The organism is Dyella sp. AD56, assembly GCF_002878475.1.
GTDB lineage: Bacteria > Pseudomonadota > Gammaproteobacteria > Xanthomonadales > Rhodanobacteraceae > Dyella.
In genome coordinates this window covers 43,109-65,656 of sequence record NZ_NRDP01000001.1, presented here as the reverse complement: position 1 = coordinate 65,656, position 22,548 = coordinate 43,109, and the positions used below count along the sequence as shown (strand labels likewise).

Below are 22,548 nucleotides of genomic sequence, written 5' to 3'. Positions count from 1 at the left end.
GATAGTCCCTTGCGGGCTATGTTACTTGCGCTGCGCAGCCGTGGCGTCGCGGGTGGCGCGGAACTCGGAATCCTTGCTCCAATCCGGCCAGGTGTCGGAATTGGCCAGGTCGCTGCCGAGCTTGTAGAGGATCTGCAGGTCGCGGGCCATGCCGGTGAACGGCCAATCGGCCTGCCACTCGTCCGACGGCTGGTGGTAGTGCTTGGCGACGTACTCATCCTCGGCGGCCTTGCCGGCTGCGAGGCCGCCATCCTCCCAGTCATTGCCCGAGCCGAACGAGATCGCCGGCACGCCGCGCTTGGCGAAGGAGAAGTGATCGGAGCGGAAGAAGTGACCGGCTTCCGGCTTCGGATCCGGCGAGTACACCAGGTTCCACTGCTTGGCGGTGGTGGTCAGTTCGTCGAGCAGGTCGAGCTTGGCGCTGCCGGAAATGGTGAAGTTGCGCGCCGGGCCGTGCGGGTCGAGCGCATCCATGTTGATGTCGGCCACGGTGGTGGCGAGCGGGTAGAGCGGTTTGGAGGCGTAGTACTCCGAGCCCAGCAGACCCTTCTCCTCGGCGGTGACGTTGAGGAACACCACCGAACGTTCGGGCTTGGGCTGGCTGGCGAAGGCGCGGGCCAGTTCGATCAGCCCGGCAGTGCCGGTCGCGTTGTCCACGGCGCCGTTGTAAATCTTGTCGCCCTTGGCGTCGGGCGCGCCGATGCCAAGGTGATCCCAGTGCGCGCTATAGATCACCGTCTCGTTCGGGCGCTTGGTGCCTTCGATACGCGCCACGATGTTGTGCGAGGTGATGACCTTGGCGTTGATTTTGTAGTTGGCCGAGAAGGTCTCGCCCTTCAGCACCACCGGCTTGAACTCGCGCGTCTGCGCCTGCTTCTTCAGTGCCTCGAAATCCAGGCCGGCGGACTTGAATAGATCCACCGCCACGTCACGCTGGATCCATGCTTCAACCGGCGTATGCACGCTGGCGGGATGGTCGCGCACCACGTCGAACTGGGTGTTGGTGTTGGAGTTGGCCACCGTTGCCCAGCCGTAGGAGGCCGGCGCGGTCTCGTGAATGATCAGCATGCCGGCAGCGCCCTGGCGTGCGGCTTCTTCGTACTTGTAGGTCCAGCGGCCGTAGTAGGTCATGGCCTTGCCGCCGAAGTCGCCCACGCCGGTTTCGAAGTCCGGGTCGTTGATCAGCACCACGGCGATCTTGCCGTGCAGGTCTACGCCCTTGAAGTCGTCCCAATTGCGCTCCGGCGCCTTGACGCCGTAGCCGACAAACACCAGCGGGGCGTCTTTGATCGCCACGGCCTTGGAGCCATCAAGCGCCGAGCGTATGGCGATTTCCTTGCCCTGCGTCAGCGGCTCGTTCTTGCCGTTGACGGTGAACGACAGCGACGGCGTACCGGCGATGTCCGATTGCAGCAACGGCACCGCCTGCGTCCATTCACGCTTGCCGTTCTTCAGATCACCACCCGGCTGTACGCCGGCCGCCTTGAACTGGGCGATGACGTAGTCGATGGTCTTGGTTTCGGCCGGCGTGGCCGGGCCGCGTCCTTCGAAGGCGTCGGACGAAAGCGTCTTGACGTCCTCCGAGAGGCGATGCGGGTCAATCGTCGGGGTAGTCGGTGCGTCGGCGGCGAACAGGGCCGACGTCACGGACAGGGCGAGCAGGGATAGGGCCAATCGCTTCATGGACAACACCTAGCGTGGAAACGAGTCTCGATAGTAGAGACGGCCGCGGCCGTCGGTCCATAGCTGGTCATGGGAGCGCGAGAGGCGGATGGTTTGAGGTGCTTAAGAAAAACCCTCAAAAACAGGCCTCCGATGGCCTTGATCGTGACTTTCTTCACCCCGTTGAGGCCAAATTTAAAAAAAAACTGCATTTTTTCCGTCTTGCAGCTTGGCGTAACGGGCTGGCATGCCATACATTCCGCATGCCGAGAGGCATCAAACACCACCTCATATCGATTACCACGGGGAAATGTATGGCGAAGGCAAAAGCAGTAGCAAAGAAGAAGGCCGCACCGAAGGCAGCTCCGAAGGCCGCCAAGGCGGTCGTGCATAAGCCGATCAAAGACGCACTGGGCAAGTCCGGCCTGGTCGCTCACATCGCTGAAATCAGCGGCGTGGTCGCCAAGGACGTGCGCGCCGTGCTGGCCTCTCTCGAGGGTGCCGTGACCGGTTCGGTGCACAAGAAGGGTGCCGGCCACTTCACGCTGCCGGGCCTGCTGAAGATCACCGCCGTGAACGTTCCGGCCAAGCCGAAGCGCAAGGGCGTCAACCCCTTCACCAAGGAAGAGCAGTGGTTCGCTGCGAAGCCCGCCACGGTGAAGCTGAAGATCCGCGCGCTGAAGAAGCTCAAGGACGCCGCTCTCTGAGCGTGACGTTGCACTAGAGCTTGTACGTCAGGTGCGGCCTTCGGGCCGCACCTGAGTTTTAGGGAAGCGATTTGCGGCGGGTTTTCCGGCTGATTGCCTCCGAAGCATCAATGCCTGTCGGTGCCGATGACCCGACCCGTTTGCGGATCCAATTGCAGAGCTACGCTCTTGCCTGCCGGGTTATCCGCCCTGGCCATCCACACGCCATTCTTGTAGTCGACGTCGCGCACGTGGGTGTAGCCCTGCGTCGACAGCTGCGCCCTGATGTCCGCTTCGCTCAGACGCGGCACCTGCTTGTCGGGAAATACCTCGCCCGTTCGTGGATCGATGCGGAGATCCACGCTTCGGTCATCGGCGCTGCGAGCCTTGGCTGTCCACATGCCCTCATGGAACGCCAGGTCGTGCACCTTGCGATAGCCCTGCTGTTCGAGCTGGGCTTGTACCTGATGCTCGGTCAGCGCCTCCTGTGCCATAGCGATACCAGTGAAACCCAGGGCGACGGTGATGGTCAGGGAAGCGAGCTTCTTCATGGGACATACCTCGTTACTTGGGGAGTCCGAGTGTTGGTTCCGCAAAAACAACTTGCGGTGAACACTTCCGGACCGCCGGCTGAACCAGGGCATGGCCGGGCCACACGTTTTGTTGAGGCTGGCGGGTTCATGCTTTCGTCGTGCGTCAAGTTCATAGTGGCCGCTGGCGCCACGGTGGCGCCTGAGCGAGGCCGTCGCCGGAGGGCGCGGCGGCGCAATCGAAAAAGATCACCCAAAGAGGGCATGACATGGCTACCCCGAGCGATCTTCCGTTGAGCCTGTACAAGGCCAACACCGAGTTTCAGCTGCGCGTGAACAAGTTGGTGATGGAGAACTGGAAGAAGTGGCTGGAGCTGTCCACCCGTGCGATGGACGACGGTATCGCCGAACAACAGGCGCGGGTCGAACACCTGATCAAAGCGCAGGATTGGGCGGCGCTGGCGTCGATGCCGGCCGATACCTTCTGGCGCCAACTGCAGCAGCGCATGGGCGATGCCAGCGTGACCAATCAAATCGCCGCCAACGTGCAGGCGCATTTCGCCAAGGGGCTGCAGGATGCCGTCCAGACGTGGCAGAAAGACACGGCCAGCGCGCTGGGCAGCGTGGGTGATATGAGCCTGTCCGAGCCGTGGAAGGACATCCTGTCTCCGTGGGGCAAGTTCCATCCGACGACCTGACATGCCCTTCGGCGCCCGGTGAGTCGTCCCGGGCGCCACGTCGCGTTCTATCCGCGAGCCTTGCCTCGCCCCTGTCGTTTCGCGAACCGTCCCGCTCCGTTCTGCACATTCCATCGCGTTAGTCGCCACGGTGGCCGTGTTCAACTGCGCCGCTGCTTGCGTAACGAGGCCGTGCAAGTCCGGATCGTGTCCATCGGGCAGGGACACATGGAATCTGGGTTTTCCAAAGAAACCCGGTGTTCCCCGTCTTGTCACACAGGTTTAGTTAGCTAGAGGACTTCGCCCGACGACGATGGCGCCTGCCGTGTCGCGGGCTTGGGTGGCGAACGGTTAAAGCGTGGACTGGCCATGGCTCAGCAGGGGCTGGTCTGCAACATGTCGGTCGATAACGGAGACGGTGTGCGGGGAGCGCGTAACAAGGGTAGGGCATGGCGCCGTGCATCGCCTTGGGGCGGCTCGGTGGCGGGCTTGTCTGTCCGGCGCATGGATGCATCGTGCGCGCAGCTGCCGCAGCCATCAGCGGCTGGTTGCTGATGCGCTACGCGGTGTATTTCTGTCCGGCACCGGCGAGCGCACTGGCGGCCCTCGGGCGTGACTGGTTGAGCAGAGAATTGGCCGCCCATGGCGTTCCTGGCATTCCGCTTACCCGTTGGAACGCGATGCTGACCGAGGTACGGCGTTACGGCTGGCATGCAACCTTGCGATCGCCGTTCACGTTGTCGCCCGATGTCGACCTCAACGATTTGCGCCAGGTGCTGCAGGTGGTTGCGCGGTCGCATGCGCCGATCAACCTGCCGCTGCGTTGCGCCCGCCTTGCTGGCTTTCCGGCACTTCGCCCCGCGAGTGACTGCAAGGCGGTGAATGCACTGGCCGCTGCTTGTGTTGAAGCGGTCGAGCCGCTGCGGTTGCCGCTGGCGGAGACTGATTTTCAGCGTCGAGCCTCTGGGCTCGATGCCATCGAAACCCATTATCTAGGCCGTTACGGGTATCCCTACGTGTTTGAACGCTATCGTTTTCACATGACGCTGTCGGCTCCGGCTTCCGTGGAGGAAGAGCGAGCACTGCAGCGCTGGCTGTCGCTGCGTGCGTCGATGCTGCCGACGGCCCGCCTCGACGCACTGACGCTCTGCGTCGAATCATCGCCGGGCGCGGCTTTTGAACCATTGGAGCGAATCGCGCTGCAAAAGGTCTCCGCTGCCTGATGGTTGAACGCGGGTGTAGTTCGGCACGGGACCCGCGAGTTCGACCTACATGCCGTAGAAGCGCCACCATGACTCACGCCCGCTTGACGGGCAGGCGAGGAATCTCGAATCGAGGCTGGAAGCGATCGAGCTACGCGAGTTTTCCGGGCGTGGCGGGTTCAGCGGGTCGGCTTTCCTGGTGGCATGTCCTGGGAGCGCGCCATGAAAAAGACCGTGTGGATCGTGGTCGCCAACCGGGGTGTTGCGCGGCTATTCCAAGCCCGTCAGGCGACGGGGCCATTGGAGGAATTGGAAGCGTTCATTCATCCTGAGGCGAGGCTCCGCGACCGGGATCTAGTGTCCGACCGACCGGGGCGTGGCTTCGAGCGATCCGGCCCTGGGAGTCACGCTGAGGAGCCTGACAGCACGGTGGCCGAGGTGGAAACCGGTAACTTTGCGTTGGAGCTGTCCAGATTCCTGCTCAAAGGGCGCAACGAGGGTCGGTTCGATGCATTGATCCTGATTGCCGCGCCGGCATTCCTGGGCTCGCTTCGGGATCGTCTGGATGACCAGATAAGGGATCGGATCTTGCAGGAGGTTGCCAAGAATCTGGTCCACCTGGACGCCGTTGGCGTGAGGGGGTATCTGCCTGAGCGCCTCTATTCGTCGGTGGATACCCGCGGATAGGGCGTCTCGCGTATGCGTGAGTCAACGGCCGCCATAGCATCGTTATATTTCACGCTTGCAGATCATCGACAGCAGGATGGAACATGGTCACGGCCCGATGCCGAAATGTTTGACCCATTACACATTTGCAGTGATGGGCTGCGCTACGATAATGCAGTTAGCTAGCCGGGGCGTACTACTTCGCCTTCACGTTCCGCCCGATGTCATCGGCCGCTTGCGCCAATAGCCCGGCGCAAGCGAGGGGAATACCAAACAGGGGGATGCCATGCTGGACGCACCGTGGACTCATCCGTGGTTCCGCCGCATCGGTATGGCTGTTTCGTATGGGGTGCTGATCTATCTGGTTCGCCAGGTTGCGATCACACACTTCGTGTTGCTGACCGGCGTGCATTTCACCGTGCTCTTGCTCACGCGTTATCGCGATTGGCCGGTGTTGGTGGCGGGTGAAGTGGCGGTACTGGTCCCCGTTACTATCGAGTGCGTCAACCAATGGGGTTGGGGAATTCCCTGGGCGATCTTCAATGTCATTCCTGCCATTGTGATTATGGCGCCTGTCGTGTGGTTGGTGCGCGAGCGCTGGCCGATCATGATCTCGCGCCACGCACTGAACATGGGCGCTTTGCTCGGCTGTGCGTTAGTGCTGTCATTTCTCATGACGGGCTACAACATTGCGTCCATGATGGTCATGCACTTGCCGCCGGGCTATGTCGCGCATTTCGACAAGCTGGGCGTTGAATGGGTGCTAGGCAATTACCTGGGCATTCTTGCAGTGACGCCCACCGTGTTGTTCGCCTATCAATTGTTCAAGGGTGCTGGCTGGCGCGAGCTGGGGGCACGTTTGCTCGATAACCGCGCGGTGCTCGACAGTATTTTCTTGGTTGTCCCTGCGCTGGTGTTGCTGGTGTGGATCGGACTGGAGTCCGCCCATGTTCGTCAGATCGCGCAGGTCGCCATGTTCCTTCCCATTGTCTGGCTGGCCATGCGCCACGGCTGGCAAGGAGCGGCGATCGGCGGTACCGCGGCCAGCTTGGCCGTGATGGCGCTGATGCCGGCCACCTACGACCAGCAGACCATGCAGGCAGAGGCCATCGTCGCCTTCGCCATTTCGTCCATGTTGCTGCTGGGAGCGCGCATTGGCGCCCTGAATCAGCATGCCGAACAAGAGCGTATGGACGTCCGCATGGCGCTGGCGCTTGCTCAGCGCAACGTCCACATTGGCGAGATGCAGTTGCGCACGACATCGCTGGCGCTTGAGCAGATTCGCGAGACTGTCCAGGCCAGCTTCGCGATGATGATGTCGCGGATCCGTCACTTGCAGCCGACGATCGAGGACCGCAGCTATCACCGTCAGGCCCTGGTCGCGCAAGACCAGCTGTTCCGCTTGGCGGATAGCCTCTATCCGGTGTCCTGGCGTGAACGTGGTTTGCCTGCGGCGCTCCGCGAGGGTGCCATCCCTCGTGCGCTTGACGAAACCGGTGTGGGTTATGGGTGTGATCTGCGTGGCCCATTAAGCCGGTTGTCGCAAACGCTGCACTTGGCGATCTATCGCCTGGTCGTCGAGGTGGTGGCTGATGCCTGCACCAAGCGAAACATCAGTGAGATTGCCGTGCGCGTCCGTTGTGGCGAAAAGGCCGGCCGACGCTGGGCGCTAGTGAGCATCAATCTCCGTGACCGGGCCGAAGCGGCTTCCCATGTACGCTGGGATGAACTTCTTCCGCGTGTGATGCGATCCACCAGCGGCATGGGGTGGTCCGGCATCCGTGATCGTGCGATGACCTTTGAAGGTGACGCGCGTGAGCACCTGCTCGCCAATGGGCGCCGCATCAGCCTGCTGCTGCTCGACCCGATCACGATCAGCGGCGTTTGATGCGCCGCTGATCGTTGTTCCTGCTGCTTACTGGATGTGCGTGCTGCATGTTGCCGGATCGCCCGAGCAAGCGGCGGCTGCCCTGAGTTGCATCGTGCCATCGCTCAATGGGGTGGCCGTCACCGTCGTCGCACTGTCCTGATACACCGTCGTGGGTGTGCTGGTCGGCGTTGCTGTGGTCGACACAGCAGGAGCCTGCTGCGGAGTGGCGACCAGTTGCGAGAAAAGGCCGACCGGCAAGGTGATGAACTGTCCGTTTGCCGAGCCCACGGCGCCGAGCACGTTGCCGTTCAGGTCGTTGATCTGGACGAACTGAATGCCGCCGAGCGTAAAAGTGTAGGCATGGAAGCTGGGACTGCTGCTGACGTCCGAAGCGTTCGGCCAGGATTGGCCAAGGCCGGAAGCGGGCGGCTGGTCGGCGAAGGCGGCCCCCGACAAGGCGAGAGCCAGCACGCCAAAAAGGCATGCGCGGGACGAGAGGGCTTTCAACATAACGGACCCCTTTGCTGGTGATGTGCTCAGGTATTGAGCATCGGCTCGAATGTATCACCAACTTCGTCACAGACCTTGTGACTGGTGGCCTAAAAAGGGCCCCATTTGCCGGAAACGCGTAAACAAAAATTGCGATTTATGCCAAGCACTGGCTTTGACAAAAACTGCTAATGAAAAGGGTGTCTGGTTTATCGATTTACCCTTGGCATCGGGGTCCATGGATATTGGGGGCGCATGTCTGGAAAGACGGTTGAAGAGATATATGAAGTGGCGTGGTGGCAAGAAGCGGATCACGCAGGCGTACCAGATATGAAGGCTCGGGTTTTCGGAGGTTGTACTACACGCTATGCCGTGTGTTGATTAACGACCAGGTGCAGGTGAATGCTATTTCGCTCACGCATGTTGGCGCGAGTGGATATCGGTCGCGGGGATATTTCTTTCGAGTGAAAGTATCCGGCTGCAAAATCCCATTGCACTCCAAAACCCTGCTTGGCTTTGAATGGATACATTGGATATTAGCGACCGATTTTCTCCAGACCTTCAGAGCGAAGTGCTTGCTCGACAAGGCGAGAAGGCATGACGAATGCAGAGGGAGGCAGCCTGCGCATAAGGACGTGGGTGTGATTCGTTCGTGCAAAACAAGAAAGCCCGCTTCTTGCGAAGCGGGCTCTTGAAAACATGGTGGCCGGGGACGGAATCGAACCGCCGACACGGGGATTTTCAATCCCCTGCTCTACCAACTGAGCTACCCGGCCGAAATGCCTGCAAGCATCAGAGATGCTGCGTGGAGCCGCGTATTAAATCGGAAGCAGGCCGATTCGTCAAGACTCCGTACCCGGGGCGACATAGCCTTCCGGCTGTATCACGTCACCGCCAAACAGGAATTTCTCCATTTCGGCGCTCAGAAACTGGCGCGCCTTGGGTTCCAGCGGATTGAGGCGGTACTCATTGAGCAGCATGGTCTGGTGGGCTAGCCATTGCTGCCACGCTTCCTTGGATATTTCGGCGTAGATACGTTGCCCCAGCGGACCGGGCCAGGGGGCGAAGTCCAGGCCTTCGGCATCGTGGCCGAGCTTGGCGCAGTGAACGATACGACTCATGCGATACGGCTCATGGTTGGGTTCATAGATTCTGTAGCAGCGTGCGAACGGGAGCGGGTAAGCCAAGTGCGACTCGGTCGCTGGCGCTGCACCAGCGCAGGCTGGAATTATCGGCTATGCGCTGGTGTGCTGTCGCCTCGTCGAACAGCAAGGGTTCGACGTTGAGGCGGTAGTGGCTAAAGATGTGGACGAAGGGCGGCAGCGATTGCGCATCGTCGATCTTCGCGAGCGACTCGGCAGCGCGCCAGGCGTGGTCGTGGTCGCTCGCTTCCGGAAGGCTCCACAGGCCCGACCATACGCCTTGCGGGCCACGTCGCTCGAGCAGTACGCGTCCTTGGGCGTCGCGCAGGATCAGCATCACCGTGGCACGCGTAGGCACTGTTTTGCTGGGTTTGGCGGTGGGCAATTGAGCGGTAAGGTCGTCCCGCTTGGCAACGCAATCGCTCGCGAGTGGGCAGGCATCGCATTGCGGTTTTGAGCGCACGCATAGCGTAGCGCCAAGATCCATGATGGCTTGCGTGTAGTCGGCCGTGCGCTCGGCGGGAGTCAGTGCGTCGGCATGCTGCCAAAGCACTTTTTCCACGGCGCTTTGTCCGGGATGTCCATGAATGCCGAGATATCGGGTAAGGACGCGCTTCACGTTTCCATCGAGGATGGGAAAGCGCAGTCCGTGTGCCTGCGCAAGAATCGCTCCCGCTGTCGAGCGGCCGATGCCCGGGAGATCCGCCAACGCTTCGAAATCACGCGGCAATTCTCCGTGGTGTTTTTCTACGCAGATCTGCGCCGCGCGTTGCAGGAATCGCGCACGGCGGTAGTAGCCGAGACCCGACCACAGCGCGAGTACAGTGTCTTCCTCGGCAGCGGCAAGATCACGTAGCGTCGGCAACGCAGTGACGAAGCGCTGGAAATACGGAATGACCGTTACCACCTGCGTCTGCTGCAGCATCACCTCCGACAGCCACACGCGATACGCGTCGCGCGGATGCTGCCAAGGCAGATCCCTGCGGCCGTGTTCGTCGAACCAGGCCAGGAGTGCGGTAGCAAATGGATTCATGGCGACTTGCGTGCGGGCGCGGTTTTGGATGGCGCGGGTTTGGCGCTGGCCGGCTGGGCGGGTGGCGGTGCGCTGGACGAGGAGGCTGGCACATTGGTGCCGGCCTGGATGGTGAGACCTTCGATACTGACGCCGCCGGTATCGATGTTGGCGATTTCGGCGTGACCGTTGCCGGGAGGTACGGCAAGGCGTGGGCCGTCGTCGTGATCCAGTTGCGACCACCATGCGGCCAGGGCCAGGGGGGGAATCTGCAGATCGGCGTGGTTTTCAGGGCCATCGAGTTTCACCGCGAGCATCAGCGGGTTGCTCTGGTCGGCGGGCGTCAATGCGACGGATACGTTGTATTGCTCCGTATCCGCGTGATCGAGCTTGCCGACCAACTGTGCTGAAGCATCCGCCGCGCCATGCCAGCGTGCGCTGCCGATGAGACGCAGCGTCAGCGCAGTGCTGTGCGTAAGAGTGAGTCCGATGTTATCCAGCAAGAGCGTGCCGCCCTTGATGCTGGGCGTGACCGACAGACGCAACTGTGTGGGTATGCCCTGTGCGTCCTTCGCCGTGATGGTGAGCGGGAAGGGATGGTTGGCAGCAAGGCGCCCTGCGTCCAGTTCCACGTCACCCAGCAGCATCTGGTTGCCGCGCACGAGGCTACCGCGCGTGATGTGTATGCCTGCGTCGATGCTGGGAATGGAGGAGGGCGCGGATGCCGGTCCGGAAGGCAGGTCGTCCAGCCAGGATTGCAATGCGTCCAGATCCACGCGTGGCGAGTCGATCCGCATCTGTGAGATCACCGTGTCTCCATGGACCAGCGTGCGCCATGGCAAGGCGAGCGTGCCACGCGCGGCGAGCAGGATCGGCATGTTCGCGTTCTGCGCGCTCAGCGTGATGCCTTCCAGTTCTAATGCTGGGCGAGGGAACAGTGCCGGCGTGGCGGGACTGGCCAGGCTCAGCTCAAGGCCGGCGTCGCGGGCCTGCTTCTGCAGCATGGCCGTAATGCGCTCCGGCTGGAGCAGCACGTGCACTGCAATGAGTGCGACAGCAACAAGCAGCAGCGTAGCGCTGCTCAGAATAATCAAGGAGAGGCGGAGCCAGCGCGGCACCGGTCGGCTCCCCTCAGCCCTGGCTCAGCGAGGCGGGAAGCAGGCCATCGACATAAGCCTCGGCGTCGAACACGCGCAGATCCGTCGCGGCTTCGCCGAGGCCCACGTAGCGGATCGGCAGGCCGAACTCACGTGCCAGTGCGAACACCACACCACCCTTGGCCGTGCCGTCGAGTTTGGTAACGACCAGGCCGCTCACGCCCACGATCTGGCGGAACTGACGCACCTGGCTCACAGCGTTCTGGCCGGTGTTGCCGTCGATGACCATCAGCACCTCGTGCGGTGCGTCAGCGTCGAGCTTCTTGAGCACGCGAGCGATCTTGCCCAGCTCGTCCATCAGACCACCCTGCGTGTGCAGGCGGCCGGCGGTGTCGGCGATCAATACGTCGGCATTGCGCGAGCGAGCGGCCTGGAGCGCATCGAAGATCACGCTGGCAGAGTCGGCATCCTGACCCTGCGAAATCACCGGCACGTCGTTGCGCGCGCCCCAGGTCTTGAGCTGTTCGACCGCAGCGGCGCGGAAGGTATCACCCGCGGCGAGCAGAACCTGATGTCCTTCGTCGCGATAGCGACGAGCAAGCTTGCCGATGGTGGTGGTCTTGCCAACGCCGTTGATGCCCACGGTGAGGATCACGAATGGCTTGACGCCATCCACGGCCAACGGCTTTTCCACCGGGCGAAGCAGGGTGATCAGCTCTTGGCGCAGAGCGGTCAGCAGCGCACCGGCGTCGGCGAATTCGCGCTTGTGCATGCGCTTGCGCAGGTCTTCCACCAGCGCCGTGCTGGCCTCGACACCTACGTCGGCGGTGATGAGTGTGGTTTCAAGCTCGTCCAGCAGATCGTCGTCGAGCTTGGGGTGACGCGTGAATAGCGAGGACAGTCCGCGTGCGAACGCGCTGCCGGACAGGCGCTCACGCCAGCTACGCTTGGACGGTGCGGCCGCCTCGGCTACGGCGGCAAGTTCGGTGGCTTCGTCCTCGGCCAGCTCCTCGGGGGCGGTCGGGGCTTCGGTCAGCGCTTCGTCCAGTACGGGACCGGCATGATCAAGCGAAGTGGCATCCGTGTCGTGCGCAAAACCCGCAGCTGGGGCGCTCTCCGCCGCAGGTGCGGTCGGCTGGCCCGGTGGGGTCTCGGCGGGTTTCTTCTTCCAGAACTTGAGCATTGCGGCGGCGATTCAAAGACAATGGCCGGCATGCTACCACCCCCACCCAAACTCACTGCTGAGTCCTGCTGTCGATGAAGGCGGCGTCCGGACGCGTCCGCATTATCGGCGGACACTTGCGCAATTCGCGCCTCGATGTTCCCGATCTCCCCGGCTTGCGGCCCACGCCTGAGCGCGTGCGCGAGACTCTGTTCAACTGGCTGGCTCCGGTGATTGCCGGTGCGCGGTGCCTGGATCTGTGCGCGGGTACCGGCGCGCTGGGTATCGAGGCGCTTTCTCGCGGTGCTGCTGGTGTGCAGTTCGTTGAGCGCGATGCCAAGGTGGCGCAAGCTTTGCGGGCCAACCTAGTCCGGTTGAAAGTGGAGGGTGGACAGGTGGCCGCGATCGATGCTCAGGCCTACCTGCAAGGGTCGGCCCAACCGTTTGGGTTGGTGTTCCTCGATCCACCGTTTGCACTCGATCTGTGGACATCGCTGGCGCGACGGCTGGAGGAGGGCGGCTGGCTTACGCCGTCGGCGTGGATTTACGTGGAATCGCCCCGTCAGGCGGTGCTCTCGCTGCCGGCCCCATGGGTGCCGCACCGGGAGGGGGCGGCTGGCGACGTGCGTTACGCGCTCTATCGCCGGACTTCCTGACCGTCGCGTATGGATAGGGGCAACGTTTACAGACTCTAGGCGGGCGCGGCGAACGGGCCTAAGCTAGCCGCCCCTCCGCTGACAGTGCCTCGTCACGTGAACAAGCCGCCGGTCAACCAGCGCCTCGCCGTCTATCCGGGTACCTTCGACCCGATCACCAATGGTCATGCTGATCTAGTGGCGCGCGCAGCGCCGCTGTTCGAACGCATCATCGTCGCGGTGGCAGAAAGCCCCAACAAGGGTCCCGGTTTCAGCCTCAACGAGCGCATCGCGTTGGCGAGGCTGGCCTTGGCTGACCTCAAGAATGTCGAGGTACGCGGTTTCGATGGCTTGCTTGCGCACTTCATTGAGGAAGTGGGTGCGGGCGTCATCATCCGCGGGCTGCGCGCCGTTTCGGATTTCGAGTACGAGTTTCAGCTGGCCAGCATGAACCGCCATCTGATTCCGCAGGCCGAAACCCTGTTCCTGACGCCCGCCGAGCAGTACAGCTTCATCTCGTCCACGCTGGTGCGTGAGATTGGACGTTTGGGTGGCGATATCACGGGTTTTGTACACCCAGCCGTGCAACAGGCCATGCGCCAGCGCTGGCGTTGAGCTCGTTTTTGCCCGAGCAGCGACGGCTCGCCGCGGCTGCGTGAGGCGCCCGAGGTACTCAGTGACGCCGTACGCAGGCCAGTGTCAGGCCGGGGCGGGCTCGTGTATCCTCGCGGGCATCCTGCGGACAGGACAGTCGCTCGCCGCGGGCCAGGGGTACGGAAGGTTCACGTGGTCGCCCGGCTGCCATGGAACCCGAGCTGGGCTCCCGGTCCAATAAGGCCCTGTCGCATGACGGGCCGGTAGGTCAGTCATCCAATGGATCCCGTGCCCCGATTCCACCATCCAAGGTGACCACCATGTACAAGTACGCTCTCCTCGCCGCCCTCGCGATCACCGGCCTCGCCGCTTGCAGCCAGCAGGACGAATCCGCTCAGCAGCAGCCGACCGAACAGGCCGCCGCGGTGACCAAGCCGACCGATCCGAACGACTCCAAGGCGTGGAACGCCTACCTCGGCCAGATCGTCCAGAAGAACATGCAGGGCATGACGGCTGACCGTCCGTTCCCGTACCTGGTGCCGGCCGGCGACAGCGACGACGCCAACGCGCTGCGCCAGCGTCAGCTTGAGCAGGTGCAGGACACCGTCGCCCGCGGCGTGCTGCCGGGCAACATGCTGGTGTTCGCTGGCCCGGATTCGGGCAAGACCTCTGAATTCGTGAGCGACGCCTTCAAGGACGCCAAGGCGGGTTCGTTCAAGGACGTGATCGTGCTGGTGATCGGTGATGCCGCCGACAAGGACAAGGTGTCCGCCGTCCTGCAGCCGACCGGTGCCACCGTGCGTTACGTGAACTGGTAAGTCCCGGTTTACGAAGTTATTTCGAAGCCCGCGGCACGCAAGTGCCGCGGGCTTTTGTTTTTCCAGAGCGCATCCATCTTGGTATTTCTTGCGGCGCATCACCGGCGCCCAGCATGTAAACTCAACGAATGTCCCTGAAAATCCTCGATACCTGCGTCAATTGCGACGTCTGCGAACCAGCTTGTCCGAACAAGGCCATCTCGCTGGGCGAGGAGTACTACGTGATTGATCCGTCGCTGTGCACCGAGTGCATCGGTCACTACGACGAACCGCAGTGCGTGGATGTATGCCCGGTCGAGTGCATCATCATCGACCCTGCGCACACCGAGACGCACGATCAGCTTGAACTCAAGTACCGCCACCTGATGGCGCTGGGTGGCGATGCCCCGGCGTCAGCGGTCGATGCATCCACAAAGGACGACGCATGAAGCATCCGTTGAACTGGCGCGTGACGCTGCTGGCCCTGCTTGTCTCCTCCAGCGTTGCCTACGCCGACAACCGCCCCGCTAACGCTCCCGCACCTGCCAACTCCCCGCACCTCATCACGCAGCGTCCCGGCTATGCCGGCATCGCCAGCGCGAACTTCCATGCGACCGACGCCGGCCTGGAAGTGCTCGCCAAGGGCGGAAACGCGTTCGATGCAGCGATTGCTGTGGCATCCACGTTATCCATCGTCGAGCCGGAAAGCTCGGGCATCGGTGGCGGCTTCATGGCGGTGCTGCATCGCGCATCCGATGGCAAGGACATCTTCATCGACGCGCGCGAAACCGCGCCGGCCGCGGTGAATACCAAGGACTACCTCGACAAGAACGGCGAGCCCAATCGCGATACCGCGCTTAACGGGCCGCTTTCCGCGGGCATCCCTGGCGAACCCGCCGGTCTTGCGTGGCTGGCCAAGCACTACGGCAAGCTGCCGTTGAAGGATTCGCTGACGCCGGCCATCCGCCTGGCGCGCGACGGCTTCCAGCCGGACGGTCGCCTCATCAACGCCATTAGCGAGCGCCAGGAAGACATCAATCGCTGGCCGGCCTCCGTCGCCAAGTACCTCCCGAATGGCAAGCCGCCGGTCGCCGGGCAGACCTGGCGCGATCCGGATCAGGCTCGCACGCTAGAGATCCTGGGCGAGCAGGGTGCAGATGGTTTCTATCGCGGTGAGGTTGGCAAGAAGCTGGTGGACACCGTGCGCGCCGCGGGCGGCAACTGGACGGCAAAGGATCTGGAGAGCTACCAGGTCAAGGAGCGCACGCCGATTGTCGTGGACTACCGCGGCTATCGCGTAGTCACCGCGCCGCCGGCTTCGTCGGGTGGCGTGGCGGTGGCGGAGATTCTGAATATCCTTTCCGGCTATGACCTGACCAAGCTGGATGAAGCGCATCGCACACATCTGGTCATCGAAGCCATGCGCCGCGCGTTCCGTGATCACAATGATTATCTCGGCGATCCGGACTTCGTGAAGATGCCGCTCGACATGCTGCTGTCGCCTTACTACGCGGCGGGTCTGCGCATGACCATCCTGGCCGATAAGGCCACGCCGTCGTCGATGCTGCCGGCCAGCATCAGCGTTGATCCGGGCATGCACACCACGCATTTCTCCGTGATCGACAAGGACGGCAACATCGCCTCGATCACGCTCACCGTGAACTACACGATGGGCTCCACCTTCGTTGCCGCCGGCACCGGTGTGCTGCTCAACGACGAGATGGACGATTTCGCACTGGTGCCGAACAAGCCCAACGTCTATGGCTTGCTGGGTAGCGCGGCGAATGCGCCGGAGCCGGGCAAGCGCATGCTGTCGTCGATGACGCCCAGCATCGTGTTCGGCGCCGATCGTGTCGGCGTGATCGGTTCGCCAGGCGGTTCCACCATCATCACGCAGGTGCTGGAAGGCATCCTGGCCTTTATCGACGGCAAGGACGCACAAGGCATCACCGCCCAGAAGCGCTACCACCATCAATACATGCCCGATCGCGTCGACGTGGAAACGGGTGCGTTCGATCCAGCCACGGCAGAGGCGCTGACCCGCATGGGCCACACGCTCAAGGATCGCAGTCCCTGGGGCTACATGAACGTGGTCACCTGGGATCTGAAGACCAACAAGCTCGATGCGGCCAGCGATCCGCGCCGTGAGTCGGGCCTGGGCAAGGTGCAGTAAGTCATGGAGCTCTGGTCCCTCACCGGTAATTCGCAGAGGCTAGACGGCGGCGCCATGTTCGGTAATGCACCTAGGGCACTGTGGTCGCGCTGGATCACGCCGGATGCGGAGAACCGCATTCCGCTTTCGTGCCGCTGCCTGCTGGTGAAGAATCTGGACGGCAAGAACGTATTGTTCGAAACCGGTATCGGTGCGTTTTTCGAGCCAGCGTTGCGCGAACGATACGGTGTGCTGGAAGACCGCCACGTGCTGTTGGAATCGCTCGCACAGGCCGGGCTCACGCATGAAGACATCGATGCGGTGGTGTTGTCTCACCTGCACTTCGATCACGCGGGTGGCCTGCTTGCAGCGTGGGAGGAAGGCCAGTCACCGCGGCTACTGTTTCCAAATGCCACGTATATCGTTGGTGCAGAGCACTGGCGCCGCGCACTGAAACCGCATCCGCGCGATCGCGCGTCGTTCGTGCCGGAACTGCAGCCCCTGCTCGAAGCCAGTGGCCGGCTCGAACTGGTCGACGGTGCTCACTCCAGGGCGCTCAGCGAATCGGTACGCTTCAGTTTTTCAGACGGCCATACGCCCGGCCTGATGTTGGCGGAAGTGGGCGGCGTGGTCTTCTGCGCCGACCTGATTCCGGGGCGCTTCTGGGTGCATCTACCCATCACGATGGGCTACGACCGCTTTCCGGAAAAGCTGATCGAAGAGAAACGCGCTTTTCTGGATGACAAGCTGGCGCGCGGCGTGCGCCTGTTCTTTACTCATGACCATGATTGCGCCGTAGCGCGCGTCGTGTGCGACGAACGCGGGCGCTACGGTACCGCCGACGAACAACGAGAAATGCGGGAACACGTGGCCTGAGCAGCCGCCATCGGGGAGGGGGACGATCATGCAGCTTTGGTTGCAACGCGTACTGGGTGGACTGTTGCTCTTGGCGGGCACGGGACTGGTGGTGACGACCGAGCAAGGCTTGCTCGACAATCGTCACGCGTCCGATCGTCATGGTGGACAGATTGTGGACCTGGGTGACGGTGGTTCGTCGGACCGGGGACATCATGGCAACCTCGTACGTGTCGCTGGCCCCATTCGCGTGGTGGAAGACCCCTTCGATCCTGAGTTCGGTCAACGTGCGCGTGCGCCCGTGATGATCCGTCACGTCGAGATGTTCCTATGGCGGGAAATCCGCGTAGGCGGCGACGTGCATTACGAACTGGATTGGGTGGATCGCCCGATCGACTCGCGTCGTTTTGCACAGTCCTCTGGTCATGTGAATCCCGAGCGGTTCCCGATCGAAGGCAAGCAGTTCGATGCAGGACAGGCGCGCGTCGGCAACTTCGCCATGTCTCCGCCGCTGCTTCATGCGTTGCCGGGTGGCGCACTCATCACGCCCGTCATCAAAACCTTGCCGGTGAATCTGGCAGCAAGTTTTTCCCTCAATGGGAATTACTTCACCACCAGCGCGCATCCTGAGCAACCCCGGTTGGGCGATCTGCGGGTGAGTTGGGAGGCCGTGCCGCCGCAGGTCGTGACCGTGTTTGCGCAGATCAATGGCGACGAACTGGTGCCGGCGGCGAGTGCCATCGATGGCAAGGGCTTCGACGTTCAGATAGGCGACCGCCAGTTGGTGGACGTGGTGCCCGATGTTCCGCTGCCGCCGTCCTACGTCTGGCTGCGCCGCATTGCCGCTGTGTTGTTGGCGATGTTTGGTGCGTTGCTGCTATTGCCTGAGCGCCCGCGTACCCATCATGACTTGCTGCTCGCTGTGGGCAGTGGCTTGCTACTGGTGTCTGCGGTGGCTTGCGTGATGTGGTTGGGGACGGATATGGCGATGGGTGGGGTTTGGTTTTTGGTGGCGTTGGTGGGGATGGGGGTGGCGGTTTGGAGGTTGCGGGTGACTGCTGAGTGAGGGTGGCTTTTTCTCCCGCTCCCCTCGGGGAAGAGGGTTGGGGTGAGGGGGGTGCTCGCGTCACCGTTTGATCTTTGCCGTCATCCCGGCGAAGGCCGGGATCCAGGGTCTCGGTGTTTGATTGTCGCGTTGCAGCGATCTGGCTCGCCTGCGGCGGGCTTTCGACCTCCTGCCGGAGGCCGAGTCACTTTTCTTTGCTTACCCACGCACGCGCAGGAGCGCGTGCGAACGGCGAAGCCGGCCCGAAGGGCGAAGGGCAGGATGCCCGGAGTAAAGAAAAGTAACCCAAAGAAAGGGCACCCCCGCTTGGCGCTGGCCGATAGAGCCGGCCAGTCCGTGAGGGGTGGCCGGGCTTTTCGACAGGGCATCCTGCCCTGGCGAAAAGGAATCGGCATCCCTGCCGATCCCCCTGCGGGCCTTTTCGTCCACCCCTCACCGCCGCACAGGGGGGGGGAAGGTCAAAAGCGCCGAGCCGAAGGCTCGTGCAGCTTTGCTGCACATCGCGCCGTAGTTGGTCGCGTTGCCGCGAATGCCGCCCCGCGAAACAGCAGCCTCAGCCGCTCACGCCACCTGCGAGTCAAACTTGCGAATGAAGTCCCGCACTTGCGGATACACCATCTGCCGCCAGCGTCGACCGCTGAAAATGCCGTAGTGGCCCGCACCTTCCACCACTCGGTGTTCGCGGCGGTCAGTTGCGATGCCGCTGCACAGGTCATGGGCTGCTTCGGTCTGGCCGATGCCGGAGATGTCGTCCAGTTCACCTTCGACAGTCAGCAACGCGGTGGTCTTGATGGCGGAGGGCTTCACGCGTTCGCCTGACACATCCCACAGGCCGCGCGGCAGCAGGAACTGCTGGAACACGGTGGAGATGGTGTCGAGGTAGTACTCGGCTGGCATGTCGAGCACGGCGTTGTATTCGTCGTAGAACTTGCGGTGTGCCTGCGCGTCGTCCTCGTCACCGCGCAGCAGGTTCTCGTAGAAATCCCAGTGCGAGTTGAGGTGACGGCCGGGGTTCATGGCGATGAAGCCGGCGTGCTGCAGGAAGCCGGGGTACACCTCGCGGCCGCTGCCGGGGTAGTTCGGCGGCACGGTATGGATCACGTTGCCGCGGAACCAGCTGAGCGGGCGGTTGGTCGCGAGGTTGTTTACGCCGGTGGGGTTGCTGCGCGGCTCGATCGGGCCGCCCATCATGGTCATGCTGAGCGGGGTCTTTTCACCGCGTGCGGCCATCAGAGAGACCGCGGCAAGCACCGGCACAGTCGGCTGGCACACGGAAATCACGTGCAGTCGTTCGGCGCCGATGTGGCGGATGAATTCTTCGATGTACGCCACGTAGTCGTCGAGATGGAACGCGCCGTGGCTGGCAGGCACCATGCGCGCGTCAACCCAGTCGGTGATGTACACCTTGTGGTCCTGCAGCAGGGTGCGCACGGTATCGCGCAGCAACGTGGCGTGGTGACCGGAGAGTGGCGCCACGACCAGTACGGTCGGCTCGCTCTTCAACCTCTCGATGGTGTCCGGATCATCGCTGAAGCGTTTGAAGCGCTTGAGCTGGCAGAAGGGCTTGTCCAGCACCACACGTTCGATCACGGCAATGTCCTGGCCGTGCGAAGTGACCTGCGGCAGGTTGAAGGCCGGCTTCTCGTATTCCTTGCCCAGGCGGTGCATCAGTTCGTAGCCGGCGGCCAGTCGCTGCGCACCGGGCAGGTGGGACATGGGGCTGGTCACGTCGCTCAGCATCTTCGCGCTGGCTTCGGCGTAATGGCTCATGGGGCCGAGGAAGGCGCGTTGCCACTCGTGGATCTGATAGAGCATGAGACGGACCGGGCGGAGTCAGAGGGAATCATCTTACCCGGTTTGGCGGGTGCGTGCTGCGCTGCCGCATCGTCTCGTGCCTGATGAATCAGCTGCTTACGTGCGACGACAGAGCAGCAGCACTTCGTCGACCCCGGTCGATGGCACCAGCCCGGGCTGCCAGCTCAGCGGCTTCTGCAGGCGCAGGCCGATGGGCATGAATACCCGGTTGTACCACCACAGCGCGCGCTCCCTGTGCTGGGTGAGGTACTTCTCGCCGAGGGCGAGCAGGGTGGGTGAAGAGGGCTGCATGCCATAGACGGCGCTTTGTTCGATGCGCCAACCATGCGTGGCCAGTCGGGCGGCAATGTCCCCCGGCTCGTACCGGCGATAGTGGCCGACGAAATCGTCGAAGCTGGTCCATGCATCCGCATGCAACGGCACCGACAGCAACAGTGCGGCGCGCGGATCGGCCACGCGCGTAAGTTCGCTCAGTGCGCCGTCGTCATCGACCACATGCTCAAGGATGTCGAGCGCGCACACCAGATCGAAGCTGGCGTCGGCATACGGCAGGGCGGTGATGCTTCCCCGCGTCGCCATGGCGTTCCGCGTACGCAGTGCCGCGATGGCCGCGCCGCTGAGGTCCATGAAGCAGGTGTCATCGAGTGGAAGGCGTGGACGCAATCCCGGCGCAACCTCAAGGCGGCGCGGTGCCTGCGCCACCAGCTTCGATACCAGCGGCCAAGTATTGAACCGGTTCGGCTCAACCAGCCGTGCGCCGGACCAGAGCGACTCGTAGAAGCTCCGGTTGATGCGATTGACGTTTTCTGCGCGAGAGCGCGTCGGCGCGAGAGTAGGCATGGGCGAAGTTTCGCGCCCGGATGGCTGAGCGGGGCGTGAAAGTCAGCGGATGCAGCGCAATTCGGTGCGTGCGATCACGTCGTGCATCGCACGTTTTCGTGGATCGAATGCAGCTACGGCGAACCACACGGCCCATGCCACCAGGACCGACCATCCGGCGCCGCGCGTGCCGACAAGAGGTGCGAGTGCGAGCAACAGCATGGGCGCGGCGGCTACCAGTAGTCGCACGATGGCTTGCACTGGGCCGATGCGCAGGCCGTCAGCATTGGTCACGCGGATGCGCCACGGGCGCATGCCCAGCGTTTGTCCGCCGCGCAACCACGACGCGAGGAAGTACGCCGACACCACCAATGCCTGCAGCGGCTGATACCACCAGGCGATATGCGCATGCCCGTCGGTACTGACCACGGTGCCACCGGTAACGCGTTGGCACACGTAGCCCACCACCATCACGATCGCCACCACGGCGAGCAGGTCATAGAGCAGGGCAGTCAGGCGACGCCACAGCGGGCAATACACGTCGGTTGCGGTGATGGCATTCATCGAAATGGATGTCGTTGGGCGTGGAGTGCTTGCGCATGGCGAGGCAGACGGCGAGCATCGCCTCCATGCAGCACGAAGAACCCAGTATCGCCGAAGCCGACCGTCGTAGCATCGATGCCTTTATCGAGCGCGTGTGGTCCGAAGACGGCTTGTCGGATCGCACGCTCGACGCGTATCGCCGTGACCTTGAAGGCCTCGCCCGCTGGCTGGGGACGCAAGGGCAGAGCTTGCACAGCGCGCGGCGCCACCATTTGTCGGCCTACCACGGCAGCCAGCCGGTGGCCGTGCGCTCACTGGCTCGGCGGCAGTCGTCGTTCCGCCGCTACTACGCGCACGTCGTGCGCTCTGAGCCGGGTTTCGAAGATCCCACCTTGCTGATCGAGCGTCCCAAGATGCCACGCAGCCTGCCCAAGGCCCTGGCCGAGCGTGAGATCGAAGGGCTGCTGGATGCACCCGACGTCGGCAGCACATTGGGGCTGCGCGATCGGGCCATGCTGGAATTGATGTACGCCTCGGGCCTGCGTGTGTCCGAACTGGTCGAGCTGCCACTGGCGTCGCTCAATCTCCGTCAGGGCGTGGTGCGTGTCACCGGCAAGGGTGGCAAGGACCGTCTGGTGCCCATCGGAGAAATGGCCGCGGAGCGCATCGAGGCTTATCTCGCCGCCGCACGCCCGGTGCTCGCCAAGGGACGTCAGCCGGCAGCGCTTTTCCTGAGCAATCGCGGCGAAGGCATGACCCGGCAGATGTTCTGGACGCTGGTGAAGCGCTATGCGCTGGTGGTGGGCATCGTGCCCAAGCGCATCTCACCGCACGTGCTGCGCCATTCCTTTGCCACGCATCTGCTCAATCACGGGGCCGACCTGCGTGCGCTACAGATGCTGCTGGGCCACAGCGCACTGAGCACAACCCAGATCTACACCCTGGTAGCGAAAGAGGGCCTCAAGCGCCTGCATGCCCAGCATCACCCTCGGGGTTAAGCGGTGCGCCGCTGTGTCAAACGGCCCACATACCCGTTCATGTGCCTGTGAGAGAATGGGTTTTCCCCTGCGCCCCGAC

23 protein-coding genes and 1 tRNA gene are annotated in these 22,548 nt (G+C 62.9%); 13 read left to right on the top strand and 11 right to left on the bottom strand.

Annotated features, from left to right (window positions below):
* Window positions 1–21: 21 nt before the first annotated feature.
* Window positions 22–1,683: a M28 family metallopeptidase gene (locus DyAD56_RS00300; RefSeq protein WP_102300751.1), complete on the bottom strand. Its 1,662-nt coding sequence runs from the start codon at window positions 1,681–1,683 to the stop codon at window positions 22–24.
* Between the two features lie 293 nt (window positions 1,684–1,976).
* Between DyAD56_RS00300 and DyAD56_RS00290 the strand changes: the two genes are divergently transcribed.
* Entirely contained in the window at window positions 1,977–2,369 is a 393-nt protein-coding gene (locus tag DyAD56_RS00290) for an HU family DNA-binding protein (RefSeq protein ID WP_102300749.1), read from the top strand.
* Window positions 2,370–2,476: 107 nt separating this feature from the next.
* On the opposite strand, the gene DyAD56_RS00285 is transcribed toward DyAD56_RS00290, so the two are convergent.
* Complete coding sequence (locus DyAD56_RS00285; RefSeq protein ID WP_102300748.1) at window positions 2,477–2,899, bottom strand: PepSY domain-containing protein; 423 nt, start codon at window positions 2,897–2,899, stop codon at window positions 2,477–2,479.
* A 248-nt stretch (window positions 2,900–3,147) separates the two neighbouring features.
* On the opposite strand from DyAD56_RS00285, the gene DyAD56_RS00280 reads away from it, so the two are divergent.
* The 4 genes from DyAD56_RS00280 to DyAD56_RS00265 all read left to right on the top strand — a co-directional run bounded on the left by DyAD56_RS00280 (window position 3,148) and on the right by DyAD56_RS00265 (window position 7,311).
* Window positions 3,148–3,576, top strand: a complete 429-nt coding sequence (locus DyAD56_RS00280; RefSeq protein WP_102300747.1) for a phasin family protein — start codon at window positions 3,148–3,150, stop codon at window positions 3,574–3,576.
* Between the two features lie 494 nt (window positions 3,577–4,070).
* Entirely contained in the window at window positions 4,071–4,778 is a 708-nt protein-coding gene (locus DyAD56_RS00275) for a DUF1045 domain-containing protein (RefSeq protein WP_158241219.1), read from the top strand.
* A 201-nt stretch (window positions 4,779–4,979) separates the two neighbouring features.
* Window positions 4,980–5,444, top strand: coding sequence for a host attachment protein (locus DyAD56_RS00270; RefSeq protein WP_158241218.1), 465 nt, complete (start codon window positions 4,980–4,982; stop codon window positions 5,442–5,444).
* A gap of 265 nt (window positions 5,445–5,709) precedes the next feature.
* Entirely contained in the window at window positions 5,710–7,311 is a 1,602-nt protein-coding gene (locus DyAD56_RS00265) for an MASE1 domain-containing protein (protein WP_102300744.1), read from the top strand.
* Window positions 7,312–7,338: 27 nt separating this feature from the next.
* Here DyAD56_RS00265 and DyAD56_RS00260 read toward each other — a convergent pair whose 3' ends face one another.
* The 6 genes from DyAD56_RS00260 to ftsY all read right to left on the bottom strand — a co-directional run bounded on the left by DyAD56_RS00260 (window position 7,339) and on the right by ftsY (window position 12,216).
* Window positions 7,339–7,803 (bottom strand): hypothetical protein, encoded by a 465-nt coding sequence (locus DyAD56_RS00260; RefSeq protein WP_233202230.1) that lies wholly within the window; start codon window positions 7,801–7,803, stop codon window positions 7,339–7,341.
* Window positions 7,804–8,482: 679 nt separating this feature from the next.
* A tRNA-Phe gene (locus DyAD56_RS00255) sits at window positions 8,483–8,558 on the bottom strand.
* A 66-nt stretch (window positions 8,559–8,624) separates the two neighbouring features.
* Window positions 8,625–8,903 (bottom strand): oxidative damage protection protein, encoded by a 279-nt coding sequence (locus DyAD56_RS00250; protein WP_102300743.1) that lies wholly within the window; start codon window positions 8,901–8,903, stop codon window positions 8,625–8,627.
* A 22-nt stretch (window positions 8,904–8,925) separates the two neighbouring features.
* A complete protein-coding gene (gene mutY, locus DyAD56_RS00245) occupies window positions 8,926–9,957 on the bottom strand; it encodes an A/G-specific adenine glycosylase (RefSeq protein WP_102300742.1) in 1,032 nt (343 codons plus the stop codon).
* Window positions 9,954–11,054 (bottom strand): AsmA family protein, encoded by a 1,101-nt coding sequence (locus DyAD56_RS00240; protein WP_102300741.1) that lies wholly within the window; start codon window positions 11,052–11,054, stop codon window positions 9,954–9,956. The genes mutY and DyAD56_RS00240 overlap by 4 nt, the downstream gene beginning before the upstream one ends.
* Window positions 11,055–11,067: 13 nt before the next feature.
* Window positions 11,068–12,216 carry a signal recognition particle-docking protein FtsY gene (gene ftsY / locus DyAD56_RS00235; protein ID WP_102300740.1) on the bottom strand — a complete coding sequence of 383 codons (1,149 nt, stop codon included), beginning with the start codon at window positions 12,214–12,216 and terminating at the stop codon, window positions 11,068–11,070.
* A gap of 74 nt (window positions 12,217–12,290) precedes the next feature.
* Between ftsY and rsmD the strand changes: the two genes are divergently transcribed.
* The 7 genes from rsmD (at window position 12,291) to DyAD56_RS00200 (ending at window position 18,294) form a co-directional block, all read left to right on the top strand.
* A complete protein-coding gene (gene rsmD / locus DyAD56_RS00230) occupies window positions 12,291–12,851 on the top strand; it encodes a 16S rRNA (guanine(966)-N(2))-methyltransferase RsmD (RefSeq protein ID WP_102300739.1) in 561 nt (186 codons plus the stop codon).
* Window positions 12,852–12,947: 96 nt separating this feature from the next.
* Window positions 12,948–13,445: a pantetheine-phosphate adenylyltransferase gene (coaD, locus tag DyAD56_RS00225; protein WP_102300738.1), complete on the top strand. Its 498-nt coding sequence runs from the start codon at window positions 12,948–12,950 to the stop codon at window positions 13,443–13,445.
* Between the two features lie 299 nt (window positions 13,446–13,744).
* Entirely contained in the window at window positions 13,745–14,242 is a 498-nt protein-coding gene (locus tag DyAD56_RS00220; RefSeq protein ID WP_102301069.1) for a hypothetical protein, read from the top strand.
* 128 nt (window positions 14,243–14,370) lie between these two features.
* A complete protein-coding gene (locus tag DyAD56_RS00215) occupies window positions 14,371–14,670 on the top strand; it encodes a YfhL family 4Fe-4S dicluster ferredoxin (protein WP_102300737.1) in 300 nt (99 codons plus the stop codon).
* Window positions 14,667–16,394 (top strand): gamma-glutamyltransferase, encoded by a 1,728-nt coding sequence (gene ggt / locus DyAD56_RS00210; RefSeq protein WP_102300736.1) that lies wholly within the window; start codon window positions 14,667–14,669, stop codon window positions 16,392–16,394. Before DyAD56_RS00215 ends, ggt begins: the two co-directional genes overlap by 4 nt.
* Window positions 16,395–16,397: 3 nt before the next feature.
* The gene (locus tag DyAD56_RS00205; RefSeq protein WP_102300735.1) at window positions 16,398–17,249 is read left to right on the top strand and encodes an MBL fold metallo-hydrolase; all 852 of its coding nucleotides are present in this window, start codon (window positions 16,398–16,400) and stop codon (window positions 17,247–17,249) included.
* A 28-nt stretch (window positions 17,250–17,277) separates the two neighbouring features.
* Window positions 17,278–18,294, top strand: coding sequence for a TMEM43 family protein (locus DyAD56_RS00200; RefSeq protein ID WP_102300734.1), 1,017 nt, complete (start codon window positions 17,278–17,280; stop codon window positions 18,292–18,294).
* Window positions 18,295–18,855: 561 nt separating this feature from the next.
* Here DyAD56_RS00200 and phaZ read toward each other — a convergent pair.
* The 3 genes from phaZ to DyAD56_RS00185 form a co-directional block, all read right to left on the bottom strand.
* On the bottom strand, window positions 18,856–20,109 hold the full coding sequence (gene phaZ / locus DyAD56_RS00195; RefSeq protein ID WP_102300733.1) for a polyhydroxyalkanoate depolymerase: 1,254 nt from the start codon (window positions 20,107–20,109) through the stop codon (window positions 18,856–18,858).
* 96 nt (window positions 20,110–20,205) lie between these two features.
* Window positions 20,206–20,949 (bottom strand): methyltransferase domain-containing protein, encoded by a 744-nt coding sequence (locus DyAD56_RS00190; protein ID WP_102300732.1) that lies wholly within the window; start codon window positions 20,947–20,949, stop codon window positions 20,206–20,208.
* A gap of 42 nt (window positions 20,950–20,991) precedes the next feature.
* On the bottom strand, window positions 20,992–21,492 hold the full coding sequence (locus DyAD56_RS00185; RefSeq protein WP_199178847.1) for an RDD family protein: 501 nt from the start codon (window positions 21,490–21,492) through the stop codon (window positions 20,992–20,994).
* 65 nt (window positions 21,493–21,557) lie between these two features.
* Between DyAD56_RS00185 and xerD the strand changes: the two genes are divergently transcribed.
* A complete protein-coding gene (gene xerD / locus DyAD56_RS00180; RefSeq protein WP_102301068.1) occupies window positions 21,558–22,469 on the top strand; it encodes a site-specific tyrosine recombinase XerD in 912 nt (303 codons plus the stop codon).
* The last annotated feature ends 79 nt before the right edge of the window (window positions 22,470–22,548 follow it).

What these genes read in the sequence shown, in the direction of transcription:
- DyAD56_RS00300 (WP_102300751.1), bottom strand. Translation starts at nt 1,683, where the DNA reads ATGAAGCGATTGGCCCTATCCCTGCTCGCCCTGTCCGTGACGTCGGCC.
- DyAD56_RS00205 (WP_102300735.1), top strand. Translation starts at nt 16,398, where the DNA reads ATGGAGCTCTGGTCCCTCACCGGTAATTCGCAGAGGCTAGACGGCGGC.
- DyAD56_RS00280 (WP_102300747.1), top strand. Translation starts at nt 3,148, where the DNA reads ATGGCTACCCCGAGCGATCTTCCGTTGAGCCTGTACAAGGCCAACACC.
- DyAD56_RS00270 (WP_158241218.1), top strand. Translation starts at nt 4,980, where the DNA reads ATGAAAAAGACCGTGTGGATCGTGGTCGCCAACCGGGGTGTTGCGCGG.
- DyAD56_RS00220 (WP_102301069.1), top strand. Translation starts at nt 13,745, where the DNA reads ATGTACAAGTACGCTCTCCTCGCCGCCCTCGCGATCACCGGCCTCGCC.
- DyAD56_RS00250 (WP_102300743.1), bottom strand. Translation starts at nt 8,903, where the DNA reads ATGAGTCGTATCGTTCACTGCGCCAAGCTCGGCCACGATGCCGAAGGC.
- ggt (WP_102300736.1), top strand. Translation starts at nt 14,667, where the DNA reads ATGAAGCATCCGTTGAACTGGCGCGTGACGCTGCTGGCCCTGCTTGTC.
- DyAD56_RS00260 (WP_233202230.1), bottom strand. Translation starts at nt 7,803, where the DNA reads ATGTTGAAAGCCCTCTCGTCCCGCGCATGCCTTTTTGGCGTGCTGGCT.
- rsmD (WP_102300739.1), top strand. Translation starts at nt 12,291, where the DNA reads ATGAAGGCGGCGTCCGGACGCGTCCGCATTATCGGCGGACACTTGCGC.
- mutY (WP_102300742.1), bottom strand. Translation starts at nt 9,957, where the DNA reads ATGAATCCATTTGCTACCGCACTCCTGGCCTGGTTCGACGAACACGGC.
- xerD (WP_102301068.1), top strand. Translation starts at nt 21,558, where the DNA reads ATGCAGCACGAAGAACCCAGTATCGCCGAAGCCGACCGTCGTAGCATC.
- DyAD56_RS00185 (WP_199178847.1), bottom strand. Translation starts at nt 21,492, where the DNA reads ATGAATGCCATCACCGCAACCGACGTGTATTGCCCGCTGTGGCGTCGC.
- DyAD56_RS00190 (WP_102300732.1), bottom strand. Translation starts at nt 20,949, where the DNA reads ATGCCTACTCTCGCGCCGACGCGCTCTCGCGCAGAAAACGTCAATCGC.
- DyAD56_RS00290 (WP_102300749.1), top strand. Translation starts at nt 1,977, where the DNA reads ATGGCGAAGGCAAAAGCAGTAGCAAAGAAGAAGGCCGCACCGAAGGCA.
- DyAD56_RS00265 (WP_102300744.1), top strand. Translation starts at nt 5,710, where the DNA reads ATGCTGGACGCACCGTGGACTCATCCGTGGTTCCGCCGCATCGGTATG.
- DyAD56_RS00200 (WP_102300734.1), top strand. Translation starts at nt 17,278, where the DNA reads ATGCAGCTTTGGTTGCAACGCGTACTGGGTGGACTGTTGCTCTTGGCG.
- phaZ (WP_102300733.1), bottom strand. Translation starts at nt 20,109, where the DNA reads ATGCTCTATCAGATCCACGAGTGGCAACGCGCCTTCCTCGGCCCCATG.
- DyAD56_RS00285 (WP_102300748.1), bottom strand. Translation starts at nt 2,899, where the DNA reads ATGAAGAAGCTCGCTTCCCTGACCATCACCGTCGCCCTGGGTTTCACT.
- ftsY (WP_102300740.1), bottom strand. Translation starts at nt 12,216, where the DNA reads ATGCTCAAGTTCTGGAAGAAGAAACCCGCCGAGACCCCACCGGGCCAG.
- DyAD56_RS00215 (WP_102300737.1), top strand. Translation starts at nt 14,371, where the DNA reads ATGTCCCTGAAAATCCTCGATACCTGCGTCAATTGCGACGTCTGCGAA.